General features: G+C 40.6%; 12 protein-coding genes and 2 pseudogenes. 10 read left to right on the top strand and 4 right to left on the bottom strand.

The genetic code is table 11. From position 1 onward, the window contains the following. The 5 genes and pseudogenes from ACN6OV_RS07220 to chrA all read left to right on the top strand — a co-directional run. Window positions 1-121, top strand: a pseudogene (locus ACN6OV_RS07220) (IS701 family transposase); the annotation flags it as partial. A 3-nt stretch (window positions 122-124) separates the two neighbouring features. Further along, a pseudogene (locus ACN6OV_RS07215) lies at window positions 125-259 on the top strand (OmpW family protein); the annotation flags it as partial. A 163-nt stretch (window positions 260-422) separates the two neighbouring features. Beyond that, window positions 423-1,634, top strand: coding sequence for an MFS transporter (locus tag ACN6OV_RS07210; RefSeq protein ID WP_427951328.1), 1,212 nt, complete (start codon window positions 423-425; stop codon window positions 1,632-1,634). Then, a complete protein-coding gene (locus ACN6OV_RS07205; protein WP_427951325.1) occupies window positions 1,627-1,761 on the top strand; it encodes a hypothetical protein in 135 nt (44 codons plus the stop codon). The genes ACN6OV_RS07210 and ACN6OV_RS07205 overlap by 8 nt, the downstream gene beginning before the upstream one ends. A gap of 319 nt (window positions 1,762-2,080) precedes the next feature. Beyond that, the gene (gene chrA, locus ACN6OV_RS07200; protein ID WP_427951323.1) at window positions 2,081-3,328 is read left to right on the top strand and encodes a chromate efflux transporter; all 1,248 of its coding nucleotides are present in this window, start codon (window positions 2,081-2,083) and stop codon (window positions 3,326-3,328) included. Here the strand turns inward: chrA and ACN6OV_RS07195 are convergent. Then, window positions 3,311-4,441, bottom strand: coding sequence for an AAA family ATPase (locus ACN6OV_RS07195; protein ID WP_427951320.1), 1,131 nt, complete (start codon window positions 4,439-4,441; stop codon window positions 3,311-3,313). The genes chrA and ACN6OV_RS07195 overlap by 18 nt on opposite strands. 164 nt (window positions 4,442-4,605) lie before the next feature. Beyond that, on the bottom strand, window positions 4,606-6,021 hold the full coding sequence (gene sthA, locus ACN6OV_RS07190) for a Si-specific NAD(P)(+) transhydrogenase (RefSeq protein WP_427951317.1): 1,416 nt from the start codon (window positions 6,019-6,021) through the stop codon (window positions 4,606-4,608). Window positions 6,022-6,227: 206 nt separating this feature from the next. On the opposite strand from sthA, the gene lipA reads away from it, so the two are divergent. The 3 genes from lipA (at window position 6,228) to ACN6OV_RS07175 (ending at window position 10,828) form a co-directional block, all read left to right on the top strand. Next, on the top strand, window positions 6,228-7,241 hold the full coding sequence (gene lipA, locus ACN6OV_RS07185; protein WP_427951314.1) for a lipoyl synthase: 1,014 nt from the start codon (window positions 6,228-6,230) through the stop codon (window positions 7,239-7,241). 429 nt (window positions 7,242-7,670) lie between these two features. Next, window positions 7,671-10,202 (top strand): acyl-CoA dehydrogenase, encoded by a 2,532-nt coding sequence (locus tag ACN6OV_RS07180; RefSeq protein ID WP_427951312.1) that lies wholly within the window; start codon window positions 7,671-7,673, stop codon window positions 10,200-10,202. 239 nt (window positions 10,203-10,441) lie between these two features. After that, the gene (locus ACN6OV_RS07175) at window positions 10,442-10,828 is read left to right on the top strand and encodes a carboxymuconolactone decarboxylase family protein (protein WP_427951309.1); all 387 of its coding nucleotides are present in this window, start codon (window positions 10,442-10,444) and stop codon (window positions 10,826-10,828) included. Between the two features lie 66 nt (window positions 10,829-10,894). On the opposite strand, the gene ACN6OV_RS07170 is transcribed toward ACN6OV_RS07175, so the two are convergent. Next, a complete protein-coding gene (locus ACN6OV_RS07170) occupies window positions 10,895-11,152 on the bottom strand; it encodes a hypothetical protein (RefSeq protein WP_427951306.1) in 258 nt (85 codons plus the stop codon). Window positions 11,153-11,321: 169 nt separating this feature from the next. Further along, window positions 11,322-12,500: a S1C family serine protease gene (locus ACN6OV_RS07165; protein ID WP_427951303.1), complete on the bottom strand. Its 1,179-nt coding sequence runs from the start codon at window positions 12,498-12,500 to the stop codon at window positions 11,322-11,324. A 170-nt stretch (window positions 12,501-12,670) separates the two neighbouring features. Between ACN6OV_RS07165 and ACN6OV_RS07160 the strand changes: the two genes are divergently transcribed. Beyond that, complete coding sequence (locus ACN6OV_RS07160) at window positions 12,671-13,429, top strand: Nif3-like dinuclear metal center hexameric protein (RefSeq protein ID WP_427951300.1); 759 nt, start codon at window positions 12,671-12,673, stop codon at window positions 13,427-13,429. Window positions 13,430-13,585: 156 nt separating this feature from the next. After that, complete coding sequence (locus ACN6OV_RS07155; RefSeq protein ID WP_427951297.1) at window positions 13,586-14,212, top strand: superoxide dismutase; 627 nt, start codon at window positions 13,586-13,588, stop codon at window positions 14,210-14,212. Window positions 14,213-14,608 lie beyond the last annotated feature (396 nt).

The following is a 14,608-nucleotide window of genomic DNA, read 5'->3' as shown; positions in this document are numbered from 1 at the left end:
TATTTTTATGAATATTTATCAGTGGCAGAAGAATTTATTTAAGCCGATTATCAAGAATTTTATTCATGCGTTTATTTCAGACAAGAATCATCTTCTTCCACAGAAATTACAAAAAGGATAGTGCGTAAGTCCTACACATTTAAAAAATGACACTACGATTACGGTAACCGATGCTACACATGGTGAACTGATTAAATCGAAAGCAGATATTGAAGTAAATCCAATCCTTGCCTATGCCGGTGTTGGTATGCGCTTCTAAGTACAAAAATCTCTCCCACTAAAGGCGACTTCGGTCGTCTTTTTTATTGCATATAAACAGCATCATATATAAAAAAAATTTATTGTTTGGTGAATTAAATTTAATCGCAACTCATAGTTGAATCGAATACCATTACGCTATATTCAAAGTTTGTAGACTATGTATGTCTGATGCTCGTTTTTCCAAACCTCTCATTTATATGCTGATTGGGAGTGCCATTATTTTGGCCTTATCTCTTGGCGTACGGCATGCCTTTGGTCTGTATTTAGTGCCCATGAGTACAGAGTTTGGTTGGGGGCATAATGTATTTAGTCTCGCAATTGCCATGCAAAACCTCATCTGGGGCGCTGTACAACCGATCACAGGTGCTTTTGCCGATAAATATGGCAGTAAAGTGGTCGTGGCTGTAGGTGGTTTGCTGTATACCATTGGCCTACTCCTGATGGCCGTTAGTTCAACCGGCATGCTCTTAAATTTAAGTGCGGGTTTAATTCTTGGCCTTGCACTTTCGGCAACCTCCTTCCCTGTTTTACTGTCCGCAGTTGGACGTGCAGCACATCCAGACAAACGTAGTTTAGCCATGGGGATTGCCAGTGCGGCAGGGTCATTTGGTCAATTCATTATGTTGCCCTCAACCCTTTTGCTGTTACAAAAATTTGGCTGGTCATCGGCTTTGGTGGTGAGCGCCATTTTAATTGCCTTGATTATTCCATTGGCATGGATGCTCAAAGCGCCGATGTATGTGGCTGCAAATACTCCACCATCAACTCAACCGGCACTTGGTTTTAAAGACATTTTAAAACTCGCTTGGCAACATAAACCGTTTTGGTTTTTATCTTTAGGTTTCTTTGTTTGTGGTTTCCAAGTGGTTTTTATTGGTATCCACTTACCGGGTTATTTAATTGACCATGGTTTTAGTGCCACCACAGGCACAGTCTTCCTTGCGCTGGTAGGACTCTTTAATATTGTCGGCACTTATACCGCCGGCTGGTTAGGTGGAAAATACTCAAAGCCAAAACTGTTAATGGGACTGTATGGACTGCGAGGCATTGCCATTATTGCCTTCTTAACCCTGCCTCTCAGCACATGGACAATCTATACGTTTGGCGTCATTATGGGGTTATTATGGTTATCTACCGTACCGCTGACCAATGGTATTGTGGCCAATATGTTTGGGATCAAATATCTCAGCATGTTGAGTGGAATCGTGTTTTTCACCCATCAAATTGGTTCTTTTTTTGGCGGATGGCTCGGTGGCGTCAACCATGATATGACTGGTGATTATAATGCGATTTGGATCTTTTCAATCGCATTAAGTCTCTTCGGTGTCTTTGTGCATTCCTTGGTCAATGAGGAGAAAGTAGTCCATGACTGATTCTATATTTTGGCTTCGCATGGGCGTTGCTATGGCGATTATCGCACTGCTGGCTTTATCCTTATTGCTTTGGCTCAATACGCCTGAATTATTTGAATATTTCAATCAAGCATTTTGTGCACATTGATTCGGCACATTTACCCATTTTTAAAATAGCTCAACAGCAACATTCTGACCATAAAATACAGTTTTAACTCAAAACTGTATTTTAAAATCATGAGCTTATTTATAGGATTGGAAACGCTCTAACTAGGTTCCCTTTAATCCAACAGTGAAGTGACTATTTTTCCAATTTAATCAGATATATTGAAAATAGATGGATTAAAAAATTAGATTTCATCTAGCAACATAAATTTGTCATCATCTTCAGCTACACTGATCAAAAGTTTTATTAAATTCGCTTTATAAAAATTCAAACCAATCACCTCATCCCAATTTAAATCCCTATGACGACCTCCGCTCCCTCCATCTCTGACCGAACTTTATTTCTGAGTTTTTTTAAACTGGGATGTATGGCCTTTGGAGGGCCTGCTGCACATTTGGTGCTGTTTTATCAGTTTTTTGTACAGCAGAAAAAATGGATCTCTGACTACGAATATTCACACCTTATGGCCTTAGCCCAAATGCTTCCCGGCCCGACCAGCAGCCAAGTGGGAATGGCGATAGGCTTTTACCTCAAAGGCTATCGTGGGGCTGTCATTGCTTGGCTTGGTTTTACTTTGCCTTCCGCCGTTTTAATGACGGCTATCGCAATTTTAGGTCTGCAATATAGCGATCACCTTTCCACTCAATTTTTTCATGTGATTCAATTGCTTGTCTTTGCTGTAGTCGCATGGGCTTTTTGGCAAATGATGCAAAACTTTTGTCAGACTACAACGCAATATTTCTTGATGCTGTGTGCCGCAGCTTTTGTATATTTTGTTCCAACAGCACTCAACCAAATCTTGGTGATTCTTTTTGCTGCGTTGATTGGTCTATTTATTTATAAAAATCAGAATAATAAATCCACAATTTCACCAGTAACGGAAAAAAATGAATTATTAAATCCAGTTCTTCAAAACCCTACTTCAGCATCCCTAAAATGGTCATGGCTTTGGCTAACTACCTTTATCAGTCCATTTTTTGCATTTCATTTTTATGACCCTACAAGCCACGCAATGCTCTGGTACAGTTTAGAAAGTTTTTATCAAACGGCATCCTTAGTGTTTGGCGGTGGACATATTATTTTGCCTTTTTTACATCAGGACTTTGTCACAGCTGGCCTGATCAGCAATGAATCCTTTGATTTAGGCTATGCCGTCGCACAGCTGATGCCAGGCCCTTTATTTACGTTTGCCTCATATTTGGGTCCATTTTTACCAATGACTTCATCGAGTATCCTCAATGCGATGCTAGCAACTGTGGCGATTTTCCTACCCTCATTCTTTTTACTGTTTGGGCTTTTACCTTATTGGTCCAAAATCATGAATTTTCCGAGCATTTTTAATATGCTGAAAGCAGTTAATGCCGCGGTTGTCGGACTATTGCTGTGTTTATTGCTTCAAATGGGACAAAAGTACATTGTGCAAGGCTTCGATCTTCTATTTATCGTTGCTGTGATTATCCTTTTACGCAGTAAAATACCGGTAGGGCTGAGTTTGATCGGTAGTTTTGGTCTGTATTATGGCCTATTGAAATTACTGCCTCTGCTCTAACTCATCGTCCTCAACAAAACTGGCACCCAACACCACCGTTTCACCATTTTTTTGACCTAACTGATAATGTTGCACCTCACAATACTGCTTAATCATGTCTGCCAATTCATTTGAATGTGTTGTTAACCACAATTGAGTATAGCGACTAGCTTCTGCAATTAGCCTTGCCAAAGCAGGCAATAAGTCTGGATGCAAACTATTTTCAGGTTCATTTAACGCCATAAAATTCGGTGGTCGAGGACTCAATAACGCCACAGCCAAACATAAAAATCTTAAAGTCCCGTCTGAAAACTCTGCACTTTCCAAGGGTCTTAATATGCCTTCTTTTTGCATCATCATTTGAAAGCGACCACCCATTTCCTGTACATAAAATTGACTGTGTGGAAAGGCCTGATCCAATACTTCAAATAGCGTTTCACTTTGACCGCGCTCACGTAAGGTTTCAAATGCTGCGGCTAAATTTGTCCCATCATGTGAAAGAATAGGAGAACGAATCCCCACTTGCGGCACACGCATAGGTGAATTTCCACTAACCGAAAATTCATGATAAAAACGCCAATTTTTCATGGTTTCCCTTACTTGCGAAACCTCAGGATATAAATGCGGGTCGGATAATTGTCCAAAAATCGAATCTTCAGGTGTTAAGGTCATCGGATAAGAAATACGCTGCTCATCGATATTCTTTAAAAATGCTACTTGATTGGTGCGCTCCATCAACTCACTGACTGGTCGGTGTTGATAACCACTCAACCAGATATTTTCTTTTTTAACCAAAGGATCGAGCGCGAACATGGTAATTAAAGGCTCAGGAAACCCTATTTCTAACTGATATTCATAATGCTCCATCTCGACCGCTAACGTCATACGTTTCGAATCTTTGGCACGATCTCCAACTCGATGCCCACCTGCCCACATAATTTTTTGAATACCGCCTTCATGGGCGATAGCTTGAGACAATTGCCCATTGGCCGCTTCGTGCAATAAACGTACGGCCTTATATAAATTGGATTTTCCACAACCATTTGGACCACTAATAATATTCAGTCGTGACAATGACAAATTCATTTTATGGATGGAACGAAATCCTTGAATTGACAGAGTGCGAATGGTCATCAAAATCCTCACATGATTTTAGCTTGCCGTTATTGTAGGTAAATTCTTCAAATTGTGGTGTATTGTATTTTGTCGCAATAAAAAGCCCGCAAGTTGCTACTCACGGGCTTTAATAAAATCTCAAGCGCTTAAACTACAAAGCACTTAGACTCTAAGAGAGTGCTTTAGAATAAACGATTCATACCATTTAAAGTTGCAACACGGTACGCTTCCGCCATAGTCGGATAGTTAAATGTCGTTTCCACAAAATACTTAATGGTATTTTTAGGACTATTCATCACAGCTTGACCAATGTGGATAATTTCCGCCGCGTTATTCCCGAAGCAATGCACACCCAAAATTTCTAAAGTATCACGATGGAACAAGATTTTAAGCTCGCCCACAGTGTCACCCGTAATTTGTGCACGTGCAAGATGACGGAAAGAGGCTTGTCCAACTTCGTATGGAATTTTTTCTTCAGTTAACTGTTGTTCAGTCTTACCAATCGATGAAATTTCCGGAATGGTATAAATACCTGTTGGAATGTCCGTGACCGGTGCAATACCTTCCTCACCGCTCATATTTGAACCTGCGCAACGACCTTGGTCATAGGCAGCAGATGCAAGTGAAGGCCAACCAATGACGTCACCAGCAGCGTAGAAGTTTTCGACTTCTGTTTGGTATTGATCATTTACGGTTAATTGACCACGACTATTTGGCTTAATGCCCACATTTTCAAGACCCAAGCCATCTGTATTACCCGAACGGCCGTTACACCATAAAATTGCATCAGCTTTAATTTTCTTACCGCTTTGCAGGTGCAGAACCACGTGATCATCATGCGTTTCAAGATGATCAATTTGTTCGTTATGACGAATCAATACACCCTGTTCACGTAAACGGTAAGACAGCGCATCCGAAATTTCATCATCTAAATAGCTTAGTAGTTTATGCTGCGTATTGATCAAATCTACTTTATGGTCAAGACCAATGAAAATCGACGCATATTCACAACCAATAACACCCGCACCATAAATGATAATTTTTTGAATGGTGTAATCCAAATCTAAAATTTTGTCTGAATCAAATACACGTGGATGATTAAAATTAAGTACCGCTGGACGGTATGGACGTGAACCCGTTGCGATGACCAATTGCTGAAAAACGAGAGTTTCAGTCATACCATCATTGGTGAAAATGAGTACGGTATTTTGATCTTGAATGTAGGCACGGCCATGGAAGATATCAATTTTGTTACGATCATAAAAACGTGAATGCGTTTCAACTTGTTGTTGAATCACGTTATGCGCATTACGTAACACCTGCTTCATGGTGAATTGTTTCCACTCACCAACTTTTTGGAACATAGGGTCACGTTGATAACGCAAAATGCTTGAAACTGTCTGACGCAACGCTTTACTTGGGATCGTGCCGACATGAGTACAGTTACCGCCAAGTTGTTCACGCATATCAACAATGGCAACTCGTTTACCCGATTTCGCCAGTTTCATTGCAGCGCCTTCACCCGCAGGGCCTGAACCGAGAACTACCGCATCGTATTTCACGAAAGTTCCACTAACGACCTCTTTCTTACGTGGCATTCAACGCTCCTTACAAATATTTCTTTAGTCTGGGCCCTATTATGACGTATATCCTAACTTTTTTGGATATTTAGCTCACACATATTATGTGATAACAACATTTATTATATGAATACCGTTTTTTCCCTATTTAAGTTCAAGTCCGCTATAATAAACGAGCTATTTTTTTGAATATCTCCTCGTCAAAAACAGTGGAAAAGTTGAATATGTCTGAGAACCGTAAACCTGAACAGGGTGTCAAACTTCGTGGCGCAGAAAAAGTCGCTCGCATACCTGTAAAGGTCGTGCCAACGGTTGAAACGCCTCGTAAGCCAGACTGGATTCGGGTCAAAATGGCTGCTCCTGATGAAGTTCAACGCATTAAAACAACTTTACGCGCACAAAAATTACATACCGTGTGTGAAGAAGCTGCATGCCCGAACTTACCAGAATGCTTCGGTGGCGGTACAGCAACCTTTATGATTATGGGCGACATTTGTACCCGTCGTTGTCCATTCTGTGACGTTGCGCATGGCCGTCCAAACGCTTTGGATCCGGATGAACCACGCCACATGGCAGAAACCATTGCCAACTTAGGTTTGAAATATGCAGTGATTACGTCTGTAGACCGTGATGACCTAATCGATGGTGGTGCACAGCACTTTGTTGATTGTATTAAAGAAGCACGTGAACTAAGTCCTAAAACTCTACTTGAAATTTTAGTCCCTGACTTCCGTGGCCGTATGGATGTTGCGCTACGTATTATGACGGAATGCCCACCTGACGTGTTTAACCACAACATTGAAACGGTGCCACGTTTGTACAAAGCGATGCGTCCGGGCTCTGACTACCAACACTCTTTAAACTTATTGAAAATGTTTAAAGAATACTGCCCTGATGTGCCAACCAAATGTGGTTTGATGGTCGGTATTGGTGAAACTGAAGAAGAAGTGATTACGCTGTTGGATGACTTAAAAGCGCATGATGTGGACTATGTGACCATTGGTCAGTATCTACAACCGTCTAAAGAACATGCACCAATTGACCGTTTTGTCACTCCGGAAGAATTTGATCGTTATACCGAACACGGCCAAAAACTCGGGTTCAAAAATATTTGGTCTGCACCAATGGTACGTTCAAGCTACTTTGCTGACCGCCAGTACTATGGTGAACCTGTTCCTGCTGTACGTCGCAAAGCTGATCCTGCTAAAAAAATTGCGGTACAAACCATCGAAGCTTAATTGCAATTTGCTTTAAACCGATAAAAAATCCCTCCGCGTGAGGGATTTTTTATGCCTAGTTAAATAATTCATTTCTTTTAAAATTTACTTAAGTCTACATTTATCGCACAGTCCTTACTTTTACATCGATTAAAAATCATTCTATTTTAAAATGAGTCATCTTCAGATTTGCGTGCTTATTCGTATATTTTATGGAGCAATAGAATGCCTATCTCCATGCTTTAAAAATTGAAATAAATACCAAACCTGAATCACCTTTCTTTTTAAGAATACCCCACAAATTAAAATTCACTGTGCTACCCGAAATTAGCATTAACCTTTAGATCATTTTAAGCCTGTACACAGTTTAAAAAATGACAACGTACTGGCCCTAAATATCTAAATTACCTTTTGGGATGTTCCAAAGCACATTCAAATGGAGGGTAAGCCATGTATTTCATTCTCAGTATTTTGATCTTGTTATTGAGCTTATGGGCAATTTTCTTTTTTAGCTTATCCAGAACTGTTGGCGCAATCTCGTTGATTGTCATTTCAATAGTGGTGGCATTTTTAAGCCCTTGGTCACTGATTTTAGGCCTACCACTCATTTTGATCAGCCTTGTCATACTGATTGCCCCCTTAAGAATGGCATTCATTTCCAAGCCCACCTATAAAGTTCTTGCCAACGCTATGCCTAACATGAGTAGCACCGAACGTGAAGCCTTGGACTCTGGGACAAGCTGGTGGGAAAAAGAGCTATTTATGGGTGCACCCAATTGGGAAACGTTCCACAACTATCCCTACCCCAAATTGTCACTTGAAGAACAAGCCTTTCTCGACAAAGAAGTCGAACAGCTTTGCGGCATGATCAATGAATGGGAAATTCACCATCAACATAAAAGACTTCCCGACCACGTTTGGGATTATATTAAAGCCAATGGTTTTTTAGGTTTAATCATTCCTAAAGAATATGGCGGTCGAGAATTTAGTTCCTTTGCACAAAGCCGTGTGATGAGCAAAATTGCTTCTCGCTCCCTCACCACTGCGGTCAGTTGTATGGTGCCCAACTCACTCGGCCCGGGTGAATTATTACTCAACTATGGGACTGAAGAGCAAAAAGACCGTTACCTGCCCGGCCTCGCCAAAGGTGAAGAAATTCCATGTTTTGGTTTGACCAGCCCTGAGGCAGGTTCAGATGCTGGTGCAATTCCAGATACCGGTGTGGTCTGTTATGGAGAGTTTGAAGGCAAAGAAATTCTGGGTTTAAAAATGAATTTCTCTAAACGTTGGATTACCCTTGCGCCGATTGCCACTGTCATCGGTTTGGCTTTTAAAATGTACGACCCTGACGGTTTGCTCGGAGAAAATTCTAAAAAAGAATATGGCATTACCTGTGCCTTATTGCCTTCTTCACATGAAGGCGTGATTGTCGGAGCACGACACAACCCCGGCTCCCCTTTTATGAATGGCACAGTCGATGGTGAAGATGTATTTATCCCCCTCGATTGGATTATCGGTGGGGTTAAAAATGCAGGGAAAGGCTGGCGCATGCTGATGTCATGTCTCGCTGTCGGTCGTGGAATTTCTTTACCTGCGCTTTCAACTGCTGCGGGAGAAATGACCTACTTAAATGTCGGAGCTTTTGCGCGTATACGCCAACAATTCAAAATCTCTGTTGGTAAATTTGAAGGCGTGCAAGAAGCCACCAGTGACATTGCCAGTGATGCCTATATGCTCGAAGCCTTTCGTTATCTGGTGACTTGTGGACTCAATCAAGGTGGAAAACCTGCGGTGATGACAGCTATGGCAAAATACTATGCCACTGAAACCATGCGCAAAGTGGTCAGTCATGGTATGGATGTCGTCGGTGGTCGTGCCATTCAGCTTGGCCCACGTAACTTTTTGGCACTCAATTATCAAGCCATTCCAGTATCAATTACTGTTGAAGGGGCGAATATTCTCAGTCGTTCACTGATGATTTTCGGTCAAGGTTCAATGCGTTGTCACCCCTATCTGTTTGAAGAGTTACAACTGCTCCAAGCTGAAGATAAAAACAGTGCCTTAAAAACCTTTAATGAAATATTGTTTAAACACTTGGGTTATACCTTGAACCGAACTACACGCTCCTTTGCTTATGCCTTTACCGGTGGTGCAAATGATTCACCCCGTAGTGCAACTGAGCTGACCCTTCCTTATTACAAAATCATTAACCGTTTAAGTGCCAATTTCGCTTTAACCGCAGATATGTGTCTAGGTCTTTTGGCGGGAGATATTAAACGTAAGGAAATGCTGTCCGGTCGTTTGGCCGATATTCATGCGCATTTATTTATCGCCACAGCCATTTTAAAATACTTTGAACATAGTAAAAAAACCGATGCTGAAGAACTACATGCAAAATTGGCGGTAGAAAAAGCACTGTTTAAAGCTCAAGAAGCCTTTTATGGTTTATTTGCCAACTTCCCGATTCGTATCGCTGCTTGCATAATTAGGACGTTATGCTTCCCATTTGGTCGCCCGCTTCAAGCACCGACTGATCGGCTAAAACGACAAGTGGCAGACAGCATGATGGAAGACAATGCTTTTCGAAATGAATTGAAAAAGCATGTGTATTATTCAACTGAAGCCAACGATGTGACCGGTCGTATGGAGTCTACCTTCTTAATGCTGTTAGAGATTGAACCGCTATGGGATCGTTTCAAAAAAGCAGAGTCTACAAGCAAATTTAATGGCCTAACCTTTGAAGCACATGTAGTTGATGCGATTCAGCAAGGGTTTATCAATGCGCATGAAGCGGATCAATTACGAACCTACAATGCCAAACGCTATGACAGTTTGCTGACCGATATTTTTGATATGCGACTGGATCAAACCTTAGCTTTGGATAATCCACATTTACCTGAAGATGAGCGGCATAAAATCCAAAATCAACATCCCAATATGCAAAGTACCGATGATGAGCCTGAAGCCTTTTTACGCTTCTAATATTTTGGATATTACAGCCTGATCATGAATATAAAATCGCGATGTTTCGGCATCGCTTTTTTATGTCTATTTATGCCGATATGTTCAAAATCATTGCTCTGACTTCATTCAAAATGCATGAAGCCAAGCAACTAGAGAAAAAACTACATGCCTTCGACCTTCTGCCAATGGCATCAAAACGCTAAAAGCGTACCCTTGAGCCACTGAAATAAAAACACCGTACAGAGGGTCAAAATAACATGTCACAACAAGATTATGACAATGGTTTAAAAGTTCGTACTGAGGTAATGGGCGAAAGTTTTGTTAAACGTGCACAGAACAATACCGTGCCTTTTACTCAGCCTTTACAGGACTGGATTAATGAACACGCTTGGGGTTCAACATGGCAACGTGAAGGCGTACTACCACGCAAATACCGCTCGCTGATTACCATCGCATTTTTAACTGCACAAAAAAGCCCAACGGAACTAAAAGGCCATGTCCGTGGTGCATTAAACAATGGCGCAACAGTTGAAGAAATTCAGGAAGTGTTATTACACAGCTTACCTTACTGTGGTGCACCTGCGACTCAAGAAGCCTTTCGTGCGGCTTTAGAAGTGATCAATGAGTATCAAAAAGCTGAATAAATCTTCATCATCCATAAAAAACCGCAGCAATCTGCGGTTTTTTAATTTTCTCAAGATCACTCAATGTTAAATCCAATACACATTAAAATTATAAAAAAACTCATTTAGCTCAAAACGAACTTGATAGCCCAATTCGGTTAACTCTGCAGACAAGTTTCGAATCTCTTCTAGTGGCAAATGTTTGGGCAAAACGGTAAATACCGCGGTGTTGCCTTGCTTGGCATTGTCTTCGATCAACAGCGCCAAACGGGCCTTGTATAAGGCGATGTCTAGATTGGCTTGACTGGATAATACTTTGGCATGTTCGGCAGGTAAAAAACTCATCTTTTTATACTCTTATCTGATTATTTTCTGTTTTAAATTAAGATAAATCAGGCCAAAAAGGCATAGCGATTTTGTAATTCAATCACTGAATTGTATAAATGGGTTATTTTCTACTTTTTCTTCAAACCATAAAAAAATCCCTCCTGATGAGGGATTTTTATCTTCAAGCTTATCGAGGTAAAGGAATGTATTGCGAATCACTATTTTGCGATTGTGCCTTACGTTCACCAACTTGTACTGGTAAATTAATAGCTTTACCGTCACGTTCAATCGAAATTTGCATTGTGCTCGATGGTGCTTGCTGAGCCACATGGTTAATTAAATGCGATGTTGAAGTAATTACTTCATCATTCACTTTCATAATTTTATCGCCACGTTTTAAACCCGCTTGCGCAGCAGGCCCACCACGTAAAACATCTGCAACCACCACACCATTGATACGCGGCTCTAAAATATTTTCTTGTTGTATTGGCAATAAACTAATGCCTAACCAACCACGCACCACACGACCATCTTTTAAAATCGAGTTCAGTACCTGTTGACATACTTTTGCAGGAATCGCAAAACCAATCCCCAGTGAACCACCTGATTGTGAAAAAATCGCGGTATTTACTCCAATCAAATTTCCTGCCACATCAATTAAAGCACCACCCGAGTTCCCCGGATTAATCGCAGCATCGGTTTGAATAAAGTCTTCATAGGTATTAATTCCGAGATCTGAACGACCTGTCGCAGAAATAATCCCTTGAGTAACTGTTTGGCCGACACCAAATGGGTTACCAATCGCTAAGACCACATCACCGACTTCATTACCACTTAACTTAAAGGGTAAAACTGGTAATTGTGCCATTTCAATTTTAATCACCGCCAAATCAGTGTCAGGATCGGTACCCACAATTTTTGCTTCTGCACGACGACCATCATGCAGTGCCACCACAATTTGATCTGCCTGCGCAATCACATGATTATTGGTTAAGATGTAACCATCAGGGCGCACAATAACCCCCGAACCTAAACTGTTTTCATTTTGGTTATTTTGATCTGGGAGCTGATTGCCAAAAAATTCACGATATACAGGATCATTTAATAACGGATGATCCAGTTGTTTTACTTTTTGCGTGGTAAAAATATTCACAACCGCAGGTGCGGCTACTTTCACTGCCGCATTGTACGACACCACTCCACCGGTACGTGTTGTATCGATTAAAGGTTCAACCTTTTCAGCAGGCATTTTTACCCCGTCTGGGGCAATGGGTGCTTTAGGTTTTTGAATTTGTTGCCAACTCAGAAAACCAATGATCACAAGTATTAATAATACCCAAGGTAACCATGTAAAGGTCCGGCGCACGTTTATATCCTCTAAAATTTTATAATTCATTGATGACTAAATAATTTATATCGTATTGTAATGTAATATTTTCAACAAACTTTAAAATAAACACAGAGATTTGTGATTCTTTAGTTACAATTTAAACAATATTGAATTTTGACACATCACGTTGCAATTTTGAGAAGACTATGACTCAGTTAAATGAAATTATTCAGTGGTGTGATACCACGCTCAAAGCTCATGAATTTAAAGACTATGCTCCAAATGGACTACAAGTCGAAGGCACACATGAGGTCAATAAAATTTTATGCGCAGTAACCGCATCACAAGGTGCAATTGATGCTGCCATCGCAGCAAATGCAGATTTACTTTTGGTTCATCATGGCTATTTTTGGAAAGGCGAAGCTTATCCAATCACTGGGATGCGTGGAAAACGCATCAAGAGCTTGATTAAAAATGATATTTCTCTTGTCGGCTATCATTTACCTTTAGACAGCCACCCAACTTTGGGAAATAATGCCGCAATTGCTGATTTATTAGCACTTGAGCATATTGAAGCACTAGACCCTAACGAACGTAACCCGATTGGCAATATCGGCTATTTAAAACAGCCGATGTCACCTGAAGATTTTCAGGCTTTCGTTTCAGAAAAATTAAATTTCAATGCTCTACATCTTGCAGCTGAAAAAACCACGATTCAAAAAGTAGGTTACTGTACTGGTGGCGCACAAGATTTCATTAGCAAAGCTGCTGCACAAAATTGTGATGCATATATTTCTGGTGAAGTTAGTGAACGTACTTTCTACGAAGCACAAGAGCTCAATGTACATTATTATGCCTGCGGCCATCACGCCACTGAACGATATGGTGTACAGCGACTCGCAAAAGCTATTTCAGAACAGTTCAATATTGAGTATAGTTATTTTGAATTAAATAACCCGATTTAATTTAAATCGTCTTGGTCTTTGACTTTGTCCTTATACGTATATTTTCAGGCCTTATTCTGTATTGTTATTTATAAGCAATGCGCATTTCAAGGCAAGAATCTATTACAATAGCGACACTTAATGTCAAAACCCAGCAAAATGCAAGGAATTGAAAACATGACAACGATTACTTTACCAGCGCTACCTTACGGTTACGAAGATCTTGCTCCGCACATCAGCAAAGAAACTTTAGAATACCATCACGACAAACACCACAACACTTATGTAGTGAATCTAAACAAAGCTATTGAAGGTACTGACCTTGCTGGCAAAACTTTAGAAGAAATCATCACTGCGGTTAAAGGCGATGCTGCTAAAGCTGGTATCTTCAACAACGCAGCTCAAGTATGGAACCACACGTTCTACTGGAACTGTATGGCTAAAAACGGTGGCGGTAAAGCAACTGGTGCTTTAGCAGCTAAAATCGACGAAGCTTTCGGTTCTTACGAAAAATTCGCTGAAGAATTTGCAAACGCTGCTGCAACTCAATTCGGTTCAGGTTGGGCTTGGTTAGTTGCTGACGAAGTAAATGGTAAGCTTTCTATCCTTAAAACATCGAATGCTGACACTCCACTTGCTCACGGTAAAGTCGCAGTGTTAACAATTGACGTTTGGGAACACGCTTACTACATCGACTTCCGTAACGCTCGTCCTAAATACATCTCGACTTTCCTAGAAAGCCTAGTGAACTGGGACTATGCAAACGCAAAATATGCAGGTCAAGCTGCTGGCGTTGAAAAATAAGTTCTAATACTTATTTGAGAGTCAAAAAAATCACCTTTCGGGGTGATTTTTTTATCACTGAAAAAATACCTTGGCTCAATTTTTTAAATCAATTTTATTTTTCTTGATCAATTTTTAAACAAAATTCAACCACGTGAAATACATTTATTGTCGAGTTAAAGCTAAAGTGGTTTTAATTCGATATCGAATAAACCACCTTTAAAATCAAATATTAATCAACACATTCACAAAAAACTTCAGATTGACCAATATTGAAACATTTGAAGTGATTTTCTATTGAATATGCTTGACCACTTTCGTTTTCATCCTTAAAATGCGCTTCAGATTCTCCAATAGCTCAGTCGGTAGAGCGACGGACTGTTAATCCGCAGGTCCCTGGTTCGAGCCCAGGTTGGA

The sequence above is a fragment of the Acinetobacter sp. genome (assembly GCF_050285345.1).
Lineage (GTDB): Bacteria > Pseudomonadota > Gammaproteobacteria > Pseudomonadales > Moraxellaceae > Acinetobacter.
This window is presented reverse-complemented; position numbering and strand designations above follow the sequence as displayed.